We start from the raw sequence: 19,850 nt of genomic DNA on the forward strand, positions 1-19,850 counted from the left end.
AATTAGGCGATGTGGTGAAAGCACTCCGGCCCCTCCACCGTTGCTGGTGGAAGGGCCGGAGCAAAAACTGATGTTGCTGAGCGCTTAGCGGCGGCGGTCGGTGTCAACGACGTCGACCCTGACCGGTTCGCCGTCTGCCAGTGCTGCCACAACGGTGCGCAATGCCCGTGCGGTGCGGCCCTGGCGGCCGATCACCCGTCCCAGGTCATCCTGATGAACACGAACCTCAAGGGTGTCCCCGCGGCGGTTGTTCTTCGAGCTGACCTTGACATCGTCAGGCGAATCAACGATTCCCCGGACGAGGTGTTCGAGCGCTTCTGCCAGCAATCTACTCAGCCTCGGTGGTCTCTGCTTCGGCCGGGGCCTCGGCTGCGTCAGACTGCTTTGACTTCTTGGTGATGGCTTCCGGGATAATCACGGAACCCTTCTCCGGGGCAACAAAGGCAACCTTCGGAGCTTTGGTCTTCAGGGTGCCTTCCTGGCCCGGGAGGCCCTTGAACTTCTGCCAGTCACCGGTGATCTTGAGGATCGCGGCAACCTGCTCGGACGGCTGTGCGCCGACGCCGAGCCAGTACTGGGCACGGTCCGTGTCAACCTCGATGTATGAGGGCTCTTCGGTGGGGTGGTACTTGCCGATCTCTTCGATGGCACGGCCGTCACGCTTGGAGCGTGCGTCCATAACGACGATGCGGTAGTACGGTGCGCGCATCTTGCCAAAGCGCTTAAGGCGAATCTTTACGGCCACTTTTGTGGTCACTCCTGTTTCAGAAAAGGGGTAAACCGACGTTCTGCACCCGTGGGGCGGGCCATACTTGAGGGTTCAAAGGACAGGATCCAAACGCGGAGAGAGGGGCCACGCAGATCGAGTACCTGTTTATTGTGCCAGATCAGCGTCCGGATTTCGACTTGACACGGACGAATGGAGCAGCGGGGCGGACCGGCACGCCACAGCCAGCCTAGGACGACCAGACGTAGACACCGGTGCGCGCGGCGTCATCGATCGAGTTCGCCAGCTCGGCGACCTTCTGGACATACGTCCGGGCCTCGGCCACGCCGAAGGGCATGTCATCCTGGGCGGCCCACTTTTCAGCGACGTCATCCAGGACATTACCGTCCCCCTCAGTCTCATAACTGAGCAGGTCCGCCAGCGCACGCACCATGGCCGACGGAACCCCGAGGAGCGAATCGCTGGCCACATCAACCATGGCCAGTTCGTAGTCCGCGCCACCGGCGTGCACCGCAGCACCGGCAAGATCGCCAAGCTGTTCGATTTCGAAATCGCTGATTCCGGGAATCCGCAGGCCCTGGCCCGCCGGGGAGCCGCCCGCATCCAGGACGACCGCCCGCTTCAGCGCGGCATCGTGAGTGGAAACAAAAATTTCAGTGAAGCCCATGGGAACAGCCCTCATTCCGTCGACGGTGCGGCCCGGAAGGGCTGCATCAAGTGCCGCCCCGGCCGTTCAGAATCAGCCTAGTACAACGCGCCCCGCACCTTTGGCATCCGCACTCAGCGGACGGCGACACGGATCCTGTTGCGCCACGGATCCTCGAAGCGAAGCTCGGCGCCCGTGTGGTGCGAGGCCACGCCGGCGACCTTCAGGCGGTCGGCGAGCGCACCGACGTCGTCCCCGGAAGTGACCTCGATGAGCACTTCACCCAGGCCCAGGGTGTCCTTGCGGGGACCGGCGCCGCGGCTGTTCCAGACGTTCATGGCCATGTGGTGGTGATACCGGCCGGCCGAGACAAACAGCGCCTGCCCGTGCCAGCCTGCGGTCTTTTCGAAGCCCAGCGTGCCCACGTAGAAATGGTGCGCCGACTGGACGTCACCCACCTGGAGGTGGATGTGGCCCACCCCGGCTTCAGCGGCCTGCTGGCCGGCCACGGATTCCTGGGTCAGGTGCTGCTCAAGGTAGCGCTGCGGTGGCAGTGCCAGGCTGTCCATCACCACATCCTTCCCGTTCCAGGACCAGTTTTCGCGGGGCCTGTCCCAGTACAGTTCGATGCCATTGCCTTCGGGGTCGTTGAAGTAGAAGGCCTCGCTGACGAGGTGGTCGGCGCTGCCCGTGAAGGATCGGGGTTCGTATTGCGCTGCAGAGGCCACCGTGGCAGCCAGTGACGCCTGGTTGTCAAAGAGCAGTGCGGTGTGGAACAGCCCGGCCTCTCCCCTGCCAGGCAGGTTCAGGGAAGGGGCGGCCGCGAGATGGACGAGCGGGCGTTGAAGGCGGCCAAGGTAGACGCCGCCGTCCTCTTCCGCCACAACCTCCAGGCCGAGTGCGCGCTGGTAGTAGTCGGTCATCAGCTTCACGTCGCCCACCTTGAGCATCACGGTGCCCATGGAGAGGTCGGCAGGAAGGAGATCCCGGCTGGTGGCTTCTGCAGTCATTGAACGCTCCCGGTCCGTTGGCCTTCGGGGCCGAAGGCGGCTATACCTTCAATTTACTTGAAGCTTCAATTTAATTCAAGTGGCTGAACGCACAGATTGCAACTCCGGTCCCGTGAGTGCTGTCACCGGGCCGCCCTCTGCCTGTGGTAGCTTCGACTTGACCACACGGGAGCCCTTGCAGGGGCTGAGATCGGGCTGACGCAGCCTGCGACCGTTGAACCTGTCCGGGTAATGCCGGCGAAGGAAGTGAGTATTCATTGAATACACAAGAAACACAGCTGATCCCTGCCCACATTGAAGCCGACCAGGATCAAACGCTCCAGCCTGACACTCAGTCACTGAAGTCCCACTCGCTGGCGTTCATCACTGATGACGCCACCGGGATCCGGGTTCCCGTGACCGAGATCGCGCTGGAACCGTCGCCGAACGGCGCAGCGAACGGGCCTTTTCGGACCTACCGCACGGCCGGGCCGGGCAGCGATCCGGTGGTGGGCCTCAACCCGTTCCGCTCGGAGTGGATCGCCGCCCGCGGCGACACCGAGCCCTACAGCGGACGGGAACGGAACCTGCTCGACGACGGTAAGTCGGCCGTGCGGCGCGGCGCAGCCTCTGCGGAGTGGAAGGGGGCACGGCCGGTGCCCCGCCGCGCCGTCGACGGCCGGACCGTCACGCAGATGCACTACGCACGGCAGGGTGTGGTGACCACCGAGATGCAGTTCGTTGCCCTCCGCGAGAACTGTGACGTGGAACTGGTCCGCAGCGAAGTCGCTGCCGGCCGCGCCATCATCCCCAACAACATCAACCACCCGGAATCCGAACCGATGATTATCGGCAAGGCATTCCTGGTCAAGATCAACGCCAATATCGGCAACTCCGCGGTGACCAGCTCCATCGCCGAGGAAGTGGACAAACTCCAATGGGCCACCCAGTGGGGCGCCGACACGGTGATGGACCTTTCCACCGGAGATGACATCCACACCACGCGGGAATGGCTCATCCGCAACTCCCCCGTGCCCATTGGCACGGTGCCGATCTACCAGGCCCTGGAGAAGGTCAATGGCGAGGCCAACGCACTGACGTGGGAAATCTTCCGGGACACCGTCATTGAGCAGTGCGAGCAGGGCGTGGACTACATGACCATCCACGCCGGTGTGCTGCTGCGTTACGTGCCGCTGACGGCCAACCGCGTCACCGGCATCGTCTCCCGGGGCGGTGCGATCATGGCGGGCTGGTGCCTGGCCCACCACCAGGAAAACTTCCTTTACACGCACTTCGACGAGCTGTGCGAGATCTTCGCCAAGTACGACGTCGCGTTCTCCCTGGGCGACGGACTGCGCCCGGGAGCCACTGCGGACGCCAACGACGCCGCCCAGTTCGCGGAGCTGGACACGCTCGCGGAGCTTACGCAGCGGGCGTGGGAATTCGATGTGCAGGTCATGGTGGAGGGTCCTGGGCACGTCCCGTTCCACCTGGTGCGGGAGAACGTGGAACGCCAGCAGGAACTCTGCAAGGGCGCCCCGTTCTACACACTGGGGCCCCTGGTCACGGACATTGCCCCGGGCTATGACCACATCACGTCCGCCATCGGCGCCACCGAAATCGCCCGGTACGGCACAGCCATGCTTTGTTACGTCACGCCCAAGGAGCACCTTGGCCTGCCGAACAAGGACGACGTGAAGACCGGGGTGATCACCTACAAGATCGCCGCCCACGCAGCCGACCTTGCCAAGGGCCACCCCGGCGCCCATGAACGGGACGACGCCCTGTCAAAGGCCCGGTTCGAGTTCCGCTGGCGCGACCAGTTCGCGCTGTCCCTTGACCCGGTTACAGCCGAGGCCTTCCATGACGAGACGTTGCCGGCCGAACCGGCGAAAACGGCGCACTTCTGCTCCATGTGCGGCCCGAAGTTCTGCTCCATGAAGATCAGCCAGGACATCAGGGACGAATACGGCTCCGCAGATTCGCAGGCGGCCATAGCCGAGGCCTACAGCGGGATGCGCGAAAAGAGTGCGGAGTTCCTGGCCGCCGGCGGGAAGGTCTACCTCCCGGAGCTTCGGATTCCGGCCGGGAGCTGACGGCTCAGGAAGCCCGAACCGAGCGTGACCTGCCGACGGCGGCGATGAAGGACCGGATGGCACGGTCACCTTCGGCAGAGTCCTGGGGCCGGTGTCCTCCCGCAGCAATGCGGTGCAGGGCACCGGTTTCCTGCAGATATCCGGCGATCTCCTCGTAGAGCGGTTCCCAGCCGCCAGTCAGGACCATGGTGGGGACGCCCGGAACGATGTGCAGCGGGGCGTCCCAGGACGGCGCCTGCAACCGGAGCCGGCGAGCTGACCGTTTTTCTTCCGTGGTGGCGGGCTCCTGGAGGTCCGCCGCGAACATTCTCCGCACGAACTCACGCTGGAAGTCGTCATCACTGAGTTGGTGCCGGATATCGAACAGCGGTTGCATCAGCGCCCTGTGGGCAGACGTGGCCGGCAGTTCGACGGTCAGGGACAAGCACGCCGGTTCAACCAGCGTGAGGGAAAACACCAGGTCAGGGCGATCGACGGCGGCCATCATGGCCGCAATGGCGCCCTCGGCGTGGGCCACAACATGGCCGCCGGCGGCACCGCGGCCATCATCGGCCAGTGAGCGCAGGATGATGGCGGTGTCTTCGGCGAACGAGGACTCCAAGGGCTCAGCAACCGGGTCAAAGCCGTGCCGCCGCAGGAACAGGGCGTCGTACATCAGCGCCATTCCGTGCTGGCGGGTCCACGCCGCCGCACCGAAAGGTCCGGCGCCGTGCACGTACACTACCCGCTGTTTGAACATGACCCAACCCTATTCCACGGCGCCGACATCCCGGTTGGGCAGCAGTAAGTGTGGGCCTGCGTGCTCAACACAACACCTGCTGCTACCCGGCCGGGAGGGGTGGTTACTTGCCGAGGAACTTGTCGAATCCCTTGGGCAGGTTCAGCTGCGAAGGGTCGAAGTCGCCGCCCTGCCGGCCGAATGACGCCCCCGTGGGAAGAGCTTTCGCCGCGCCGGCCCGACGGGCTTCGGCGTCCTTGAGCTCCTGGGCAGCCTTGGCAGGGTTGCCTGAGCGGGCCTTCTTCTTCGGGGCGTTCTTGCCGCCCTTCCGCGCACTGCCGGGGCCGCCCATGCCGGGCATCCCCGGCATTCCGGGCATGCCGCCGCCCTGCGCCATCTTCTTCATCATCTTCTGGGCCTGGCCGAAGCGCTCCAGCAGGCCGTTGACCTCGGACACGTGCACGCCTGAACCGCGGGCGATGCGTGCCCTGCGGGAGCCGTTGATGATCTTCGGGGCGACGCGTTCGTGCGGCGTCATGGACCGCACGATCGCTTCGACCCGGTCAATCTCGCGCTCGTCAAAGTTCTCCAGCTGCTCGCGGATGTTCTGCGCACCGGGCATCATCATGAGCATCTTCTTCATGGAGCCCATGTTGCGGATCTGCTGCATCTGGGAGAGAAAGTCGTCCAGGGTGAAGTCTTCCTGGTCGGCGAATTTCTTCGCCATCCGGGCGGCTTCGTCCTTGTCCCAGTTCTTCTCGGCCTGCTCAATCAGGGTGAGGACGTCACCCATGTCCAGGATGCGGGAGGCCATGCGGTCCGGGTGGAACAGCTCAAAGTCATCCACGCCTTCGCCGGTGGAGGCGAACATGACCGGCTTACCGGTGACCGACGCAACCGACAGTGCGGCACCACCGCGGGCGTCGCCGTCGAGCTTTGACAGCACGATTCCGGTGAAGTTCACACCCTCGTCAAACGCGACGGCCGTGTTCACGGCGTCCTGTCCGATCATGGCGTCAATCACAAACAGCACTTCATTGGGGACAATGGCGCGGCGGATCTGGCTCGCCTGCTCCATCATCTCGGCGTCAACGCCAAGGCGCCCGGCGGTATCAACGATCACGACGTCGTGCAGCTTCTGGCGCGCTTCCTCGACGCCGGCGCGGGCGACGGCGACCGGGTCACCGGCAGGGTGCTCCAGTTCCGAGGTGGCTCCGGGGTGCGGCGCGAAAACGGGCACGCCGGCACGCTGACCCACAACCTGGAGCTGAGTGACGGCATTGGGCCGCTGAAGATCACATGCCACCAGGAGGGGGCTGTGACCTTGAGCCTTGAGCCACTTGGAGAGCTTGCCGGCGAGGGTGGTCTTACCGGCACCCTGGAGGCCAGCCAGCATGATGATGGTGGGGCCGGACTTGGCCAGGCGGATGCGGCGGGTCTCGCCGCCGAGGATCTCAACGAGCTCCTCATTGACGATCTTGACGATCTGCTGGCTCGGGTTCAGCGCCCCCGAAACCTCTGCCCCGAGGGCACGCTCGCGGACGCGGGCCGTAAATTCACGCACCACGGAAACGGCGACGTCGGCATCCAGGAGGGCGCGGCGGATCTCCCGGACTGTGGCATCAACGTCGGCCTCAGTGAGGCGGCCCTTGCCACGGAGATTCTTGAAGGTTGCTGTCAACCGGTCAGAGAGTGAATTGAACACGCGCCGCGCACTTCTTTCAGTGGATTTACAGGGGGGACTCGACTATCTAGGGTACCAAGCCGGGCTTGCCGGATGGCATGCTGGCAGGGTGACGAGCCAAACAAATGTAAAAACCCTGCTCATTCTCGGCGCCTCAGGCGATCTGACAGGCCGCCTCCTGCTGCCGGGACTGGCCCGGCTGGTGGCTACCGGCCGGACAGATGGCCTGACCCTGGTGGGCGCCGGATCCGACGCCTGGACGCCGGAACAGTGGCATACCCGGGTCCACGAGGCCTTCGCCCCCGCTGCGGAGGCCGCCAACACGGTTGGAAAAAAGGCCCTCACCGCCTTGGCTAAGGCCACCGCTTACCACCAGCTTGATGTTACGGCGGAAGGAGCCCTGGCGGGACTGTTGGCCGGGCTGGAAGGCCCCACCGCGATCTATTTTGCGTTGCCTCCCCATGTCAGCCAGCTGGCCTGCGAGTCGCTGCACCGTGACCAGGTTCCGGCCGGAACACGGCTGGTCATGGAGAAGCCTTTCGGCTCCAGTGAAGCCTCGGCCCGTTCCCTTAACCACACACTCGCCGCGCTGGTGCCGGAGGACCACATCCACCGGGTGGACCATTTCCTGGGGAAAGCGACGGTGCTGAACATCCTGGGCCTGCGCTTTGCGAATAATTTCCTGGAACCCGTGTGGAACCGCGAGCATGTGGAAAAGGTCGAGATCACCTTCGACGAGGACCTGGCGCTGGAGGGTAGGGCGCGGTACTACGACAATGCAGGAGCCCTGCGCGACATGATCCAGAGCCACTTGCTGCAGATCATGGCGCTCATGGCCATTGAGCCGCCCGCCACCCTCGGGGAGCGGGACCTCCGGGACGCCATCGCGGCCGTGCTCCGCGCCAGCAGCATCAGCGCCCCTTACGCAAAATCCACGCGCCGGGCCACGTATACGGCGGGTTCGATTGCCGGCAGGAAGGTCCCGGACTATGTCCAGGAAGAAGGCGTGGACGCATCCCGTGGGACGGAGACCCTGGCGGAAGTCCGCGTGGACATCGATAACTGGCGATGGAAGGGGGTCCCTTTCATTCTGCGTTCGGGCAAGGCCCTCGGCGTGAAACGGAAGGAGGCCGTGGTCACCTTCCGCCCCGTGCCGCACCTTCCGGCGGGCTTCACGGGCGTGGACTCCCCTAACCAGCTGCGGATCGGGTTCGGGCCGGATACCCTGGCGTTCGACGTCGACGTCAACGGTCCCGGCAGCATGTTCAGCCTGAGCCGCACAACGCTGAATGCGGAGCTGAGCGCTTCTGAGCTGCTCCCCTATGGCGAAGTGCTGGAGGGCGTCCTGAGCGGTGATCCGCTGCTCTCGGTGCGCGGTGACACAGCGGAGGACTGCTGGCGGATTCTTGAGCCGGTGCTGAAGGCCTGGCAGCGGGGCACGGTGCCGCTGGAAAAGTACGACGCCGGTTCGGCCGGTCCCGCCGGATGGCCAGGTTCCGCGGCTGCGGACTAAGTGCTGGCTGGCTGCTCGCTGGCTAAGTCCTGGCTGTAGGCGCCGGCTGCGTATGCCAGAAAATACTGAGCGGGCAGGGAACCTTGGAGGTTCCCTGCCCGCTCTTTCGTGTGGATCAATAGATTTCCGGAACAGCTAGATGGCGGCGACGCCGCGTTCGCCGGTCCGGACCCTGACGGCTTCGAAGACGTCCACGGTCCAGACCTTGCCGTCGCCCGCTCGGCCGGTGTTGGAGCTGGCGATGATGACGTCCAGGATGTCATCGGCCTGTTCGTCCGTGGCGAGGACTTCAACCCGGATCTTGGGCAGGAGGTCCACGTTGTATTCCGCTCCGCGGTAGACCTCCGTGTAGCCGCGCTGGCGGCCGTAGCCGCTGGCCGCGCTGACCGTCAGCCCCTGGACACCGTATGACTCCAGGCCTTCCCGGATGGCTTCGAGCTTCTCCGGGCGGACGATGGCTGTGATCAGTTTCATGCTTCCACGCTTTCCTTGCCTGCTGCCGGATCGGACTTCTTTGCGCCGGCAACTGAGCCGTCAGCGGCCGAGCCCTTGCCCGTGATCAGTTCGTGAAACGGCTGGAAGCTCCCGCCGTGGCCGCCCACTCCGAACTCGTACGCCGTCTCGGCGTGCAGGCTGAGGTCAACGCCAACAGCTTCCTGTTCCTGGGATACCCGGAAGCCCATGGTCTTGTGGATGGCGAAGGCGATGATCGCCGTGAGGGTCGCCGAGTAGGCGATGGCGATGCCTGCCGCTGCGAGCTGGGCCCAAAGCTGGGCCGCGCCGCCGCCGTAGAAGAGGCCGCCGCCCAGACCGTCGGCGGGGAGGGCGATGAAGCCCAGGGCAACCGTTCCGATGATGCCGGAGACCAAGTGAACGCCCACAACATCCAGGGAGTCATCGAAGCCCCAGCGGAACTTGAGGCCGACGGCCAGGGCCGAGGCGACACCGGCGACGACACCGAGACCGAGCGCGCCCACCGGGCTGACGTTGGCACAGGCAGGGGTGATGGCAACCAGGCCGGCAACCACACCGGAGGCTGCACCAAGGGAGGTGGGGTGGCCGTCGCGGATGCGTTCTGTGACGAGCCAGCCGAGCATTGCCGCGGCCGGGGCTGCGAGAGTGTTGACCCAGATCAGGCCGCCCTGCTCAGCAGTGGTGGCCGCGCCGCCGTTGAAGCCGAACCAGCCGAACCACAGGATGGCTGCACCGAGCATCACGAACGGGATGTTGTGCGGGCGGTGGTTGGGGTCCTTGCCGAAGCCGCGGCGGTTGCCGATGATCAGGACGAGTACGAGGGCTGCCACACCGGCGTTGATGTGGACCACGGTGCCGCCGGCGAAGTCGATGGCCGGGCCGAGGGCCTGGCCAATGGCGCCTTCGGGGCCGAAGAGGCCGCCGCCCCAGACCATGTAGGCCAGTGGGCAGTAGACGAGGGTGACCCAGACGGGGACGAAGACGGTCCAGGCGCCGAACTTGGCGCGGTCAGCGATCGCGCCGCTGATGAGGGCGACGGTGATGATGGCGAAGGTGGCGGCGTAGCCTACCTTGATGAGCCCGTCGGGGCTGGTGATGCCTTCAAGGCCGAAGGTGGCGAACGGGTTCCCGACGATCTGCAGGAAGCCCTCGCCGGAGCTCATCGAAGCGCCCCAGAGCACCCAGACTACGCCGACCATGCCGATGGAGATGAAGCTCATCATCATCATGTTCAGTGCAGCTTTGGCGCGCGTCATGCCGCCGTAGAAAAATGCCAGACCTGGTGTCATGAACAGCACGAGTGCTGCTGCCACCATGAGCCATACGTGACCTGCGGTAAGTTCCATGGTGCACGTCCTCCCTATGATCGATGCTGCGGAATGCTCCGCCTTACTAACGCCTTTTGCGTCCTGCATCGAGTCTGTCGCTGCCGTGTTTCGCCCGCAGAGGATTTTCATTGCTGGCTTGTTACAACAACCTCCCGGAAGTAAATGGTGCATATCTGGCTTGTTACGGTTATGTTTCACCACTGTCGCCGAGCCTCGGCTGCCTACCTTGCAAGGAAACCGCCACATGTCGGCACCATCACGCGTGAGCCGCGCCACAACGCGGATTTTGTCAGTTATCCGCCCGCAGAGGCCCACGCTTCCGCGCGACATCAAGGTGATGCTCGCTGCGGCGTTCCTGATTGCCCTCGGGTTTGGGCTGGTGGCGCCGGTCCTGCCCCAGTTCGCCACCACTTTCGACGTCGGGGCGACGGCCGCCGCCGTGATCGTGAGCATCTTCGCCTTCATGCGGCTGGTGTTCGCGCCGGCGGGCGGGGCCTTGATTGCCCGTTGGGGTGAGCGGCCGATCTATGTGGCGGGGCTGCTGATTGTTGCGGTTTCAACCGCGGCGTGCGCCTTTGCCCAGGACTATTGGCAGCTCCTGGTCTTCCGGGGGCTTGGCGGTGTGGGCTCGGTGATGTTCACGGTGGCTTCCATGGCCCTTGTGGTGCGGCTGGCGCCGCCGGAAAGCCGGGGCAGGGTATCCGGCGCCTACGCGTCCGCGTTCCTGATCGGCAGCGTCCTGGGCCCGGTGGTGGGCGGGCTGCTGGCTGGATTCGGCTTGCGGGTACCGTTCCTTTGCTATGCGGCCGCGTTGATCCTTGCTGCCGCGGTGGTGCAGACCCAGCTCAGCCACGCGCCGTCGGCGGCCCGGTCCACTGTGGGCCGCGCCCCTGACATGCCGTTCACCGAGGCCTGGCGAGTTGGTGCGTACCGCTCGGCAGTGATGTCCAGCTTCGCCAACGGCTGGGCCACGTTCGGTGTGCGGATGGCCACCGTCCCGCTGTTTGCGGTTGCTGCGCTCGAGGCCGGTCCGGAGGCTGCCGGCCTGGCGCTGGCCGTTTTTGCTGCCGGAAATGCCGCAGCGCTGACATTCTCCGGCCGGCTGGCGGACAGCATGGGCAGGCGGCCGTTGATGGTCGTTGGGCTCCTGGTCGCCGGTCTCGCCACGGCCGCCATCGGCTTCACGTCCCACCTGGGTTGGTTCCTGGCCGCCTCGGTTGTGGCCGGGGCTGGGTCCGGCCTGCTGGGTCCTGCCCAGCAGGCCGCCGTCGCAGATGTCATCGGCAATGAGCGGTCCGGCGGGCGCGTCCTGGCCGTCTACCAGATGGCCTCGGACGTCGGCGCCATTGCCGGACCGGTCCTGGTGGGAGTTCTGGCAGACCGGCTGGGCTACGGCTGGGCATTCGGGGTCACCGGCGCCGTGCTGGTGCTCGCGGCTGCTTGCTGGACTGTGACGCGAGAGCCGCTTAAACGCATTGAGGGGTGAGTTCCCGCCACTAAAGCCTCGGCTTAGCTGCGGGGACTCACCCCTCGTTGTGTAAAGCCGGTGTTTGGGTAAACCCGGTTCCTAGTTCAACAGGGCGTCGACGAAGCTCTCGGCTTCGAACGGGGCCAGGTCATCGGCGCCTTCGCCGAGACCGATCAGCTTGACGGGCACGCCGAGTGATTTCTGGATGGCCACCACGATGCCGCCCTTCGCGGTCCCGTCCAGTTTGGTCAGGACAATGCCGGTGATGTTCACTACCTCGGAGAAGACGCGGGCCTGGTTCAGGCCGTTCTGGCCGGTGGTGGCGTCCAGAACCAGCAGAACCTCGTCAACCTCCGCCAGCTTTTCGATGACACGCTTGACCTTGCCAAGTTCGTCCATCAGGCCGGTCTTGTTCTGCAAGCGGCCGGCGGTGTCGATCATAACAACGTCGACTTCCTGGTCAATGCCGGCCTTAACCGCCTCATAGGCGACGGACGCTGGGTCTGCGCCGTCGACGTCGGACTTCACGGTGGGTACACCCACACGCTGGCCCCACGTGGCCAGCTGCTCGGCGGCCGCGGCGCGGAAGGTGTCCGCCGCGCCCAGCAGGACGTCCTTGTCCTCGGCAACAAGCACGCGGGCGAGCTTGCCCACGGTGGTGGTTTTGCCCACGCCGTTGACGCCGACCACCAGCACGATGGCCGGCTTGTCCGCGTGCCTGTCGGTGCGCAGTGCGCGGTCCATGGTGGGGTCCACCAGCTTGATCAGTTCCTCGCGGAGCAGAGCCTTGACCTGCTCGGGTGTCCTGGTGCCGAGTATTTTCACGCGCTCCCGGAGGGCGTCGACCAGCTGCATGGTGGGTTCGGTGCCGAGGTCGGCCAGCAGGAGGGTCTCCTCCACTTCATCCCAGACGTTCTCGTCGATCTTGTCGCTGGAGAGCAACGCAAGCAGGCTCTTGCCGAGGATGTTGTTCGACCGGACCAGACGCTCGCGGAGCCGGGTCAGGCGGCCGGCAACGGGAAGGGGGGTCTCAACCTGGATGGTTTCCAGGCCTGCCACGTCATCAGGAACGTCGGTGACTTCAAGGTCTTCGAGGTCGACGCCGGCGGGAGCGTTGCGCTCGGCCGGAACCACGGGCGCGTCCTCGAGCAGCGTTCCCCCGCCGGCGACGGGATCATTGGCGTCGCGGGTCCCGGGGTACTGGGTGATGTTCTTCCGCGTCTTCAACAGGACCGGGATCAGCCCGCCAATAACCGCCAGGGCAGCAACGATGGACAGAATAATGGGGAGGATGTCATTCACTCCCCTAGCTTCTCACAAACGTGGCAGGGGATCGGGGCGGCCACCTGCGCGGACGCTATACGTCGGCCCCCAGCCGCTGGCTGATGACGGTGGACACGCCGTCGCCGCGCATGGTGACGCCGTACAGGGCATCAGCCACTTCCATGGTCCGTTTCTGGTGCGTGATCACGATCAGCTGGCTGGACTCCCGCAGCTCTTCGAAGATGGTGATGAGCCGGCCGAGGTTGGTGTCATCCAGGGCCGCTTCAACCTCGTCCATGACATAGAACGGCGAGGGGCGGGCTTTGAAGATAGCAACCAAAAGGGCGACGGCGGTGAGGGACCGTTCTCCTCCTGACAACAGTGAGAGGCGCTTGATTTTCTTGCCGGCAGGTCGCGCTTCGACCTCGATTCCGGTGGTGAGCATGTCCGAAGGATCCGTCAGCACCAGCCGGCCTTCGCCGCCGGGAAAGAGGCGTTCAAAGACATGGACGAACTGGTCCCGGGTGTCCTCAAAGGCCTCGCTAAAGACACGCTGGACCCGATCATCCACTTCCTTGATGATGTCCAGCAGGTCCTTGCGGCTGGATTTCAGGTCCTCCAGCTGGGTGCTGAGGAACTGGTGCCGTTCCTCCAGGGCGGCGAACTCCTCGAGCGCCAGCGGGTTGACCTTGCCCAGGGCTGACAGGTCCCTTTCGGCTTTCCGGAGGCGCTTCTCCTGCTCCTCGCGGACAAAGGGCTTGCCGTCGGCGACCGGTGTGCCGTCGTCGTCCACGGGGGTCCGCAGAGCCGCCCATTTGTCGCCGCTTTCCTCTGCAGGGACGGGCACGGGAACGTCCGGGCCGAAGTCCGCCACCAGGACGTCGGGCGTAATCCCGAGTTCTTCGATGGAACGTGTTTCCAGGGCTTCAATCCGCGCCCGCTGCTGGGCGCGGGCCAGTTCGTCCCGGTGAACCGAGTCAGTCAGTTCCGCCAGTTCGCGGGCCAGGGTGTCATTGGTTGTCCGGGTCTCCAGCAGCGCACGGTCCCGTTCTTCCCGGTTCTCTTCGGCGAGGTCGCGTTCATGCCGGGCCAGCTCAACAGACACGTCGATGAACCGGATTGCCAACTCCACCGCAGCGGAGACAGCAGCCGCCCGTTGGGCCTGGATCCGACGGCGGCGCGCCCGTTCGGCGGCCTCTTCGCGTGCCCGGCGTTCGGTGGCCGCTGCCCGTTCCAGCGATAGAGCCCGGTTGCTCGTGGCGGTCAGCTGCTCTTCCGTGCTGCGCAGCGAGAGCCTCGCGTCCATCTCCGCAGACCTGGCCAACGACGCCGCCAAAGCGAGGGCATCACGTTGTTCGGTGGAGGGTTCCTCTTCAGCCGGCGCCTCCTGCGCCGCGGCAAGGCGCGCGGCAACGGCGGCGAGCGCCTGCTCCTCTGTCACAACATTGGCCTCCGCCCTGGCCAGCGAAGTGGCGAGCCTGTCGCTTTCACCGACGGCGCTGCGCAGGATGGAGTTGAGGTGGCCGAGCTTTTCGGCCACGGCCGCGAGCCGGGCGTCGGAATCGTGCAGGCGGTCCAGGGCAGCCTCCGTCCTTGTCCGGGCCTCGGCGCGCCGGGCCTCGGCGCCGGCCAGGGCGAACCGGTTCCGTTCCAGGTCCGCGGTGACAACGGCCAGCCGGGCCTCGGCGTCGTCCACGGCGGCCTGCACCTCGAGCAGGGACGGCGCCTTCGCCGAGCCGCCAGTCACCGTAAGGGCGGTAAACACGTCCCCGGCCCGGGTCACGGCTGTCAGGTCCGGGCGTTCGGCGACCAGCAGCCCCGCCCCATCCAGGTCTTCAACAACTGCCACCCCTGTCAGGAGCGCGGCCACCGCAAGGGCGGGCCCGCCCCCGGCGGATGCCAAGTCCACAGCCCATCGTGCGCCTGCCGGCAGGGGTTCACCCGTGCCGGAAGTTGCGTCCCGCATGGGAACAGCAGACGCCAGCAGCAGGGAGGCACGCCCCGCATCGTCGTCTTTAAGAAGTTGAACCACGACGGCGGCCACGTCAGGATCCCGGACCACGATCGCTTCGGAGGCCCCGCCCAGCGCCGCGGCAATCGCAGCCTCATAACCCGGCTGAATAGTGAGGTTCGAGGCAAGCGCTCCCGCAACGCCGTCCAGCCCGGAGTTGAGGGCGTGCGCTGCGCCGTCTTTTCGGTTAAGGCCGAGCTGCAGCGCGTCCCGGCGGGCCACGAGGGCGTCACGTTCGCGGACAGCTTCTCCCCCCACGGACGTCAGCTCGGCAATCTCCTGGACGACGGCGTCGAGCTCTGCGCTGGCGTCCTCGTAGTCGGCGTCGAGGCTTTCCTCCCCCTCTTCCACCCCCGCCACCTGGGTTTCCAGGGCGGTGAACTCGGACTGGGCCCGGCGGCGGCGTTCCTGTCCTGCGGCGAGTGACTCCCGCAGCCGGCCCAGCTCGGCCTGCGCGGATTCAACCCGCGATCGTGCGGCACCGACCTGTCCGGCAAGCTTCGCGAGGCCCTCGCGGCGGTCCGCTGCGGCCCGGAGGACGGCAGTCAGCCTTTTCTCCTCGGCAGACGCCTCGAGTTCGGCCGCGTTCTTCGCCGCCGTACTCGAGTCCAGCGCGCTGCGGCGGTCAAGGATGTGGCGCTCCAGCTCCATCAGCTCATCCCGGACCCGGACGGCCTGCCGTTCCAGCTGCTCAGGATCCCTGCCCGAGTACGGTTCAGCATCAACGGCACCCAGCAGCCGGCCGCGTTCCTGCGCCAGCGAGCCAAGGGAACGAAGCCGTTCCCTGGAAGCGGAGAGCCGGTACCAGTTATCCCGGGCGGCGTTGAGCTTTGGTGTGGCCTCGGCTGCGAGCTGTTCCACGGCCGCCTGTTGCCGTCGCCCCGCCTCCAGCTGCTGCTCCACCGCCGCGCGGCGGGCCTTCAGCGCCGTTTCGTCGGCCACATCCTGCTCGAGTGAATTCTGTTGGCGGACGAGGTCGTCGGCCAACAGCCGCGCCCGTGCGTCGCGCACGTCGAACTGGACCCGCTGGGCGCGGCGCGCCATATCAGCCTGCTTGCCGAGTGGCGTGAGCTGGCGCCTGATCTCCCCGGTCAGGTCGCTCAGCCGCTGCAGGTTCGCCTGCATGGCTTCAAGCTTGCGGACCGTTTTTTCCTTGCGGCGGCGGTGCTTGAGGATCCCGGCCGCCTCCTCGATGAAGCCGCGGCGGTCCTCCGGCGTGGCGTGCAGGACCTTGTCCAGCTGGCCCTGGCCCACAATGACATGCATCTCCCGCCCCATACCGGAATCCGAGAGCAGCTCCTGGATATCGAGGAGGCGGCAGCTGGCACCGTTAATGGCGTATTCGGAGCCGCCGGTGCGGAAGAGAGTCCGCGAGATGGTGACCTCGCTGTACTCGATGGGCAGAGCGCCGTCGGTGTTGTCGATGGTCAGGGAGACGTGGGCCCGGCCAAGCGGCGGGCGCCCGGAGGTCCCCGCAAAAATGACATCCTCCATTTTGCCGCCGCGGAGCGTTTTGGCTCCCTGCTCCCCCATCACCCAGGAGAGGGCGTCCACCACGTTGGACTTGCCGGAGCCGTTCGGCCCCACCACTGCCGTGATGCCAGGCTCAAAATCGAAGGTTGTTGCCGATGCGAACGACTTGAACCCACGGACGGTAAGGCTTTTGAGGTGCAAGGTGTTTCTGGTCTCCTGAGTGGCTGAAGCGGCTGCTTTGCTGCCCCAAATCTACTGCGTTATGGCGGAAACCCGCGGATTTCCGGGTGTCTGTCCCTGCACCGGACAGCGCCCGATCATGCCCGGCAGGGCGACGGCGGCCTACCAGCGTCCGTTACGCGGGCGCGGCTGACAGACCGGGCAGGAGTATGAGGAACGGTTCATGAACTGCTCGCGGCGGATCGTGGAATTCATTCCGACGGCGGCACAACGGCTGCAGGGTTTGCCTTCCCGCCCATAGGCGTTCAGGGAGCGGTCGAAATAACCAGAGGCCCCGTTGACGTTGACGTACAACGCATCGAAACTGGTGCCTCCTGCCGCCAGAGCGTCCAGCATGACCTCGCGGGAGCTGGTGATGAGCCGTTCCGCGTCGCCGTGGCGCAGCGTATCGGTGGGCCTGGCGTAGTGCAGCTTTGCCCGCCACAGGGCCTCATCGGCATAGATGTTGCCGATTCCTGAGACGAGTCCCTGGTCCAACAGCGCGCGTTTGAGGCCCGTCTTGCGCTTCCGCAGCCTGCCGTAAAAAAGCTCAAAGGAAAACGCCGGGTCCAGCGGGTCCCGGGCGATGTGGGAAGCTTCCTCAGCGATCAGCGCCACGGGAGATTCCGATTGGCCGCCAGGGCCGCCGTCGTCCGTGGGAATCATGCCGGTGACGAACAGCCCGCCGAAAATCCGCTGGTCAACAAACCTGAGTTGTTCAGGCATTCCGGCCGCGGGGCTCAGCCGCAGCCTGACCTTGAGGTGTTTCTCGTCCGGCACTTCGCCGTCCTGCAACAGGAGCTGGCCGCTCATCCCGAGGTGGGCCATCAGGGCGACAGGCGGTGCGCCAGCGGACTCCGCAGCCTCACTCAGCGGCATCCACAGGAATTTTCCGCGGCGCACAACGTCCACAACCGTGGTGCCCTGGAGGTTGCCCCTGAAGTCATCAGGGCCCATGGCATGCCGGCGGAGGGAGCGCGGGTCCAGCACGTCTACCCCTGTGATGGTTCGGCCGCGGACCCAACTCACCAGTCCGCGGCGGACCACTTCAACTTCAGGCAGTTCGGGCACGGCTCAGCCTAGGCGCTGCGGGAAGACTCTGGTGACGCGCCGTCCGCTGCAGGGGCAGCGGAGGTTCCGGCGGTTCCGGAGAGCTGACGCCAGGCGTCCGCGGCAGCTTCCTGCTCCGCTTCCTTCTTCGAGTGGCCTGATCCGTTGCCGTACGGTTTGCCACCAATATTCAGGACCGCTGTGAAGGTTCGGGCGTGGTCCGGCCCCGCCCCCTCAACGGCGTAGTAGATAGTGCCCATCTGCCTGCTGGCTGCCAGTTCCTGGATGCTGGTTTTCCAGTCGGTGCCGGCGCCGAGTGCGGCAGCATCCTTCAGGAGCGGGCCAATCAGGCGCATAACCAGCTGACGGGCAGTCTCGATGTCGTTGGACACGTAGGTGGCACCAATGAGGGCTTCCATGGTGTCCGCCAGGATGGAAGCCTTGTTCTTGCCCTCGGTGAGCTTTTCGCCCTGCCCCAGGTAGATGTAATCCCCGATGCCGAGGCTTCGGCCGATGCCGGCGAGGGCGCGCGTGCTGACCACCGCAGAGCGGCGTTTGGCAAGGTCGCCTTCCGGCAGGGTGGGGTTGTCCCGGTACAGGGCATCGGTCACGGAGAAGCCCAGGATGGAGTCGCCCAGGAATTCGAGCCGCTCGTTAGTGGGGATGCCGCCGTTTTCGTAGGCGTAGGAACGGTGTGTGAGAGCAAGACGAAGCGTCCCGGCGTCAATGGAGACACCGAGACGCTTCAGAAGCTCTTCAGTTGAAGACATCATGTCAGCCCAAGCGGCCGATTAGACGTCTGCGACCTTGCGGCCCTTGTACTCAAGGAACAACGCAGTGCCAGCCGAGTCGGTAACGACCTTCGCCTGGTGCGGCAGGCTGTAAGTAACCTGGCCGTTCTCTACGGTCTTCACCAGGTGGGGGGCAGTTGCCTTCCACTGGGAGCGGCGGGCGCGGGTATTCGAGCGAGACATTTTCCGCTTCGGGACAGCCACGGCTAACTCATTTCTCTCTAGAAAAACACTTACAAATCAGTTTTGCCGGTCAGGCTTAGCCAAGTCAGCTAGGGCAGCCCAGCGAGGATCTACGACCTCGTGGTGGTGCCCCGGCTCGTCTTCCAGGCGTACTCCGCATTCGGAGCAAAGGCCCTGGCAGTCTTCCCGGCACACCGGCTGGAACGGCAGCATGGTTACAACTGCGTCCCGCAACACCGGCTCAAGATCGATTAGATCGTACTCGATTCGATATTGCTCTTCTTCGTCTTCTCCGTCGGAGAACTGAGCGCCCTCGTAGAAGAAAAGTTCTTGCACATTGACCTCAAGGTCATACGCAAGGGGATCCAGGCATCGGCCGCATTCGCCTTTTACTTCGGCGACCGCGGTTCCTGATACCAGAATTCCTTCGTGTACGGCCTCAAGCCTCAGATCCAGCTCGATGTCCGAGCCTTCCTGAACGCCAATGAGTGCCACACCAAGGTCACTTGGTGCGGGTACATGTTCTTTCAGTGTCCGCATGCTTCCCGGGCTGCGCCCGATATCCTTGACGTCGAACGCCAAGGGCGAACTAGCATCTCGTTTAATGAGAACTCCTGTTGAACATATGACCGACGTACCATCTTAGCCTGAAGAACCGCAGGGACTCAAACCAGGCGACGGACGGCCGTCGAAGTACCGGACTAGCCTACCCTCTTGGCGGCTGATCGGACGCAGACCCGCCCGCGAGCAACCTTTTATGTACCGACCGGGGCACATAGTCGGACACGCTGCCGCCCAGACCGGCCACTTCTTTGATCAGGGTGGATGACAAATGCAGGTAGTGCGCCTCGGCCGGCAGGAACACCGTTTCGACGCCGCTGAGCTGGCGGTTCATCGTGGCCATCGGAAGTTCGTAGTCGAAGTCCGAGGACGAGCGGAGACCTTTGACGATCGCGGAGACCCCGCGCTGGCGGCAGTACTCGGCCAAAAGACCGTCGCCCACCGGTTCCACCACAATGCCTTTGAGGGACGCCAGGGTTTCACGCGCCATGTCCAGGCGGTCCCCCAGACTGAACATGTACTTCTTCGCATAATTGGTCGACACCGCCACGATCACCTCATCGAAGAGGCCCGCGGCACGGGCGATGACCTCGAGATGGCCGTTGTGAATGGGGTCAAAGGATCCGGGGCAGACAGCGCGTCTCATGCACCGAACC

Annotated in this window: 18 protein-coding genes and 1 riboswitch; of the genes, 3 read left to right on the forward strand and 15 right to left on the reverse strand. The window is 65.1% G+C overall.

Annotated features, from left to right (window positions below; translation table 11 throughout):
• Nucleotides 1-84 precede the first annotated feature (84 nt).
• From FYJ92_RS11345 to FYJ92_RS11360, 4 genes are all read right to left on the reverse strand, one after another.
• Complete coding sequence (locus tag FYJ92_RS11345) at nucleotides 85-327, reverse strand: RNA-binding protein (protein WP_160671756.1); 243 nt, start codon at nucleotides 325-327, stop codon at nucleotides 85-87.
• A gap of 1 nt (nucleotide 328) precedes the next feature.
• Nucleotides 329-745, reverse strand: a complete 417-nt coding sequence (gene rpsP / locus FYJ92_RS11350) for a 30S ribosomal protein S16 (protein ID WP_111909386.1) — start codon at nucleotides 743-745, stop codon at nucleotides 329-331.
• 211 nt (nucleotides 746-956) lie between these two features.
• Nucleotides 957-1,394, reverse strand: coding sequence for a hypothetical protein (locus FYJ92_RS11355; protein ID WP_185260827.1), 438 nt, complete (start codon nucleotides 1,392-1,394; stop codon nucleotides 957-959).
• A gap of 113 nt (nucleotides 1,395-1,507) precedes the next feature.
• A complete protein-coding gene (locus FYJ92_RS11360; protein WP_185260828.1) occupies nucleotides 1,508-2,383 on the reverse strand; it encodes a VOC family protein in 876 nt (291 codons plus the stop codon).
• A gap of 155 nt (nucleotides 2,384-2,538) precedes the next feature.
• Nucleotides 2,539-2,646: riboswitch (TPP riboswitch) on the forward strand.
• Here FYJ92_RS11360 and thiC point away from each other — a divergent pair.
• The gene (gene thiC, locus FYJ92_RS11365) at nucleotides 2,641-4,458 is read left to right on the forward strand and encodes a phosphomethylpyrimidine synthase ThiC (protein WP_185260829.1); all 1,818 of its coding nucleotides are present in this window, start codon (nucleotides 2,641-2,643) and stop codon (nucleotides 4,456-4,458) included. Its footprint overlaps the riboswitch before it by 6 nt.
• 4 nt (nucleotides 4,459-4,462) lie before the next feature.
• Here the strand turns inward: thiC and FYJ92_RS11370 are convergent, their stop codons facing one another.
• Together FYJ92_RS11370 and ffh are read right to left on the reverse strand one after the other, a co-directional pair.
• On the reverse strand, nucleotides 4,463-5,197 hold the full coding sequence (locus FYJ92_RS11370; protein ID WP_185260830.1) for an alpha/beta hydrolase: 735 nt from the start codon (nucleotides 5,195-5,197) through the stop codon (nucleotides 4,463-4,465).
• A gap of 103 nt (nucleotides 5,198-5,300) precedes the next feature.
• On the reverse strand, nucleotides 5,301-6,881 hold the full coding sequence (gene ffh / locus FYJ92_RS11375) for a signal recognition particle protein (protein ID WP_185260831.1): 1,581 nt from the start codon (nucleotides 6,879-6,881) through the stop codon (nucleotides 5,301-5,303).
• 88 nt (nucleotides 6,882-6,969) lie between these two features.
• On the opposite strand from ffh, the gene FYJ92_RS11380 reads away from it, so the two are divergent.
• A complete protein-coding gene (locus tag FYJ92_RS11380) occupies nucleotides 6,970-8,373 on the forward strand; it encodes a glucose-6-phosphate dehydrogenase (RefSeq protein WP_185260832.1) in 1,404 nt (467 codons plus the stop codon).
• A 135-nt stretch (nucleotides 8,374-8,508) separates the two neighbouring features.
• On the opposite strand, the gene FYJ92_RS11385 is transcribed toward FYJ92_RS11380, so the two are convergent.
• Complete coding sequence (locus tag FYJ92_RS11385; RefSeq protein WP_056349123.1) at nucleotides 8,509-8,847, reverse strand: P-II family nitrogen regulator; 339 nt, start codon at nucleotides 8,845-8,847, stop codon at nucleotides 8,509-8,511.
• A complete protein-coding gene (locus FYJ92_RS11390) occupies nucleotides 8,844-10,193 on the reverse strand; it encodes an ammonium transporter (RefSeq protein WP_185260833.1) in 1,350 nt (449 codons plus the stop codon). The genes FYJ92_RS11385 and FYJ92_RS11390 overlap by 4 nt, the downstream gene beginning before the upstream one ends.
• A gap of 199 nt (nucleotides 10,194-10,392) precedes the next feature.
• Here FYJ92_RS11390 and FYJ92_RS11395 point away from each other — a divergent pair, with 199 nt between their 5' ends.
• On the forward strand, nucleotides 10,393-11,661 hold the full coding sequence (locus FYJ92_RS11395; protein WP_370526261.1) for an MFS transporter: 1,269 nt from the start codon (nucleotides 10,393-10,395) through the stop codon (nucleotides 11,659-11,661).
• Nucleotides 11,662-11,742: 81 nt separating this feature from the next.
• Here the strand turns inward: FYJ92_RS11395 and ftsY are convergent, their stop codons facing one another.
• From ftsY to coaD, 7 genes are all read right to left on the reverse strand, one after another.
• Entirely contained in the window at nucleotides 11,743-12,945 is a 1,203-nt protein-coding gene (ftsY, locus tag FYJ92_RS11400) for a signal recognition particle-docking protein FtsY (protein WP_185260834.1), read from the reverse strand.
• 55 nt (nucleotides 12,946-13,000) lie between these two features.
• On the reverse strand, nucleotides 13,001-16,591 hold the full coding sequence (smc, locus tag FYJ92_RS11405; RefSeq protein ID WP_185260835.1) for a chromosome segregation protein SMC: 3,591 nt from the start codon (nucleotides 16,589-16,591) through the stop codon (nucleotides 13,001-13,003).
• Between the two features lie 141 nt (nucleotides 16,592-16,732).
• Nucleotides 16,733-17,680, reverse strand: coding sequence for a bifunctional DNA-formamidopyrimidine glycosylase/DNA-(apurinic or apyrimidinic site) lyase (mutM, locus tag FYJ92_RS11410; protein ID WP_185260836.1), 948 nt, complete (start codon nucleotides 17,678-17,680; stop codon nucleotides 16,733-16,735).
• An 8-nt stretch (nucleotides 17,681-17,688) separates the two neighbouring features.
• Nucleotides 17,689-18,429 (reverse strand): ribonuclease III, encoded by a 741-nt coding sequence (gene rnc, locus FYJ92_RS11415; protein WP_185260837.1) that lies wholly within the window; start codon nucleotides 18,427-18,429, stop codon nucleotides 17,689-17,691.
• Between the two features lie 21 nt (nucleotides 18,430-18,450).
• Nucleotides 18,451-18,654 (reverse strand): 50S ribosomal protein L32, encoded by a 204-nt coding sequence (rpmF, locus tag FYJ92_RS11420; RefSeq protein ID WP_009356569.1) that lies wholly within the window; start codon nucleotides 18,652-18,654, stop codon nucleotides 18,451-18,453.
• Nucleotides 18,655-18,690: 36 nt separating this feature from the next.
• Nucleotides 18,691-19,215, reverse strand: a complete 525-nt coding sequence (locus FYJ92_RS11425; RefSeq protein ID WP_185260838.1) for a DUF177 domain-containing protein — start codon at nucleotides 19,213-19,215, stop codon at nucleotides 18,691-18,693.
• 124 nt (nucleotides 19,216-19,339) lie between these two features.
• The gene (gene coaD / locus FYJ92_RS11430; protein WP_185260839.1) at nucleotides 19,340-19,840 is read right to left on the reverse strand and encodes a pantetheine-phosphate adenylyltransferase; all 501 of its coding nucleotides are present in this window, start codon (nucleotides 19,838-19,840) and stop codon (nucleotides 19,340-19,342) included.
• Nucleotides 19,841-19,850 lie beyond the last annotated feature (10 nt).

The organism is Pseudarthrobacter sp. NBSH8, from assembly GCF_014217545.1.
Classification (GTDB): domain Bacteria; phylum Actinomycetota; class Actinomycetes; order Actinomycetales; family Micrococcaceae; genus Arthrobacter.

Bases quoted from the DNA above. Each gene is read 5' to 3' on its own strand.
- FYJ92_RS11355 (WP_185260827.1), bottom strand. From the start codon at position 1,394: ATGGGCTTCACTGAAATTTTTGTTTCCACTCACGATGCCGCGCTGAAG.
- FYJ92_RS11360 (WP_185260828.1), bottom strand. From the start codon at position 2,383: ATGACTGCAGAAGCCACCAGCCGGGATCTCCTTCCTGCCGACCTCTCC.
- FYJ92_RS11370 (WP_185260830.1), bottom strand. From the start codon at position 5,197: ATGTTCAAACAGCGGGTAGTGTACGTGCACGGCGCCGGACCTTTCGGT.
- FYJ92_RS11385 (WP_056349123.1), bottom strand. From the start codon at position 8,847: ATGAAACTGATCACAGCCATCGTCCGCCCGGAGAAGCTCGAAGCCATC.
- FYJ92_RS11390 (WP_185260833.1), bottom strand. From the start codon at position 10,193: ATGGAACTTACCGCAGGTCACGTATGGCTCATGGTGGCAGCAGCACTC.
- rnc (WP_185260837.1), bottom strand. From the start codon at position 18,429: ATGTCTTCAACTGAAGAGCTTCTGAAGCGTCTCGGTGTCTCCATTGAC.
- coaD (WP_185260839.1), bottom strand. From the start codon at position 19,840: ATGAGACGCGCTGTCTGCCCCGGATCCTTTGACCCCATTCACAACGGC.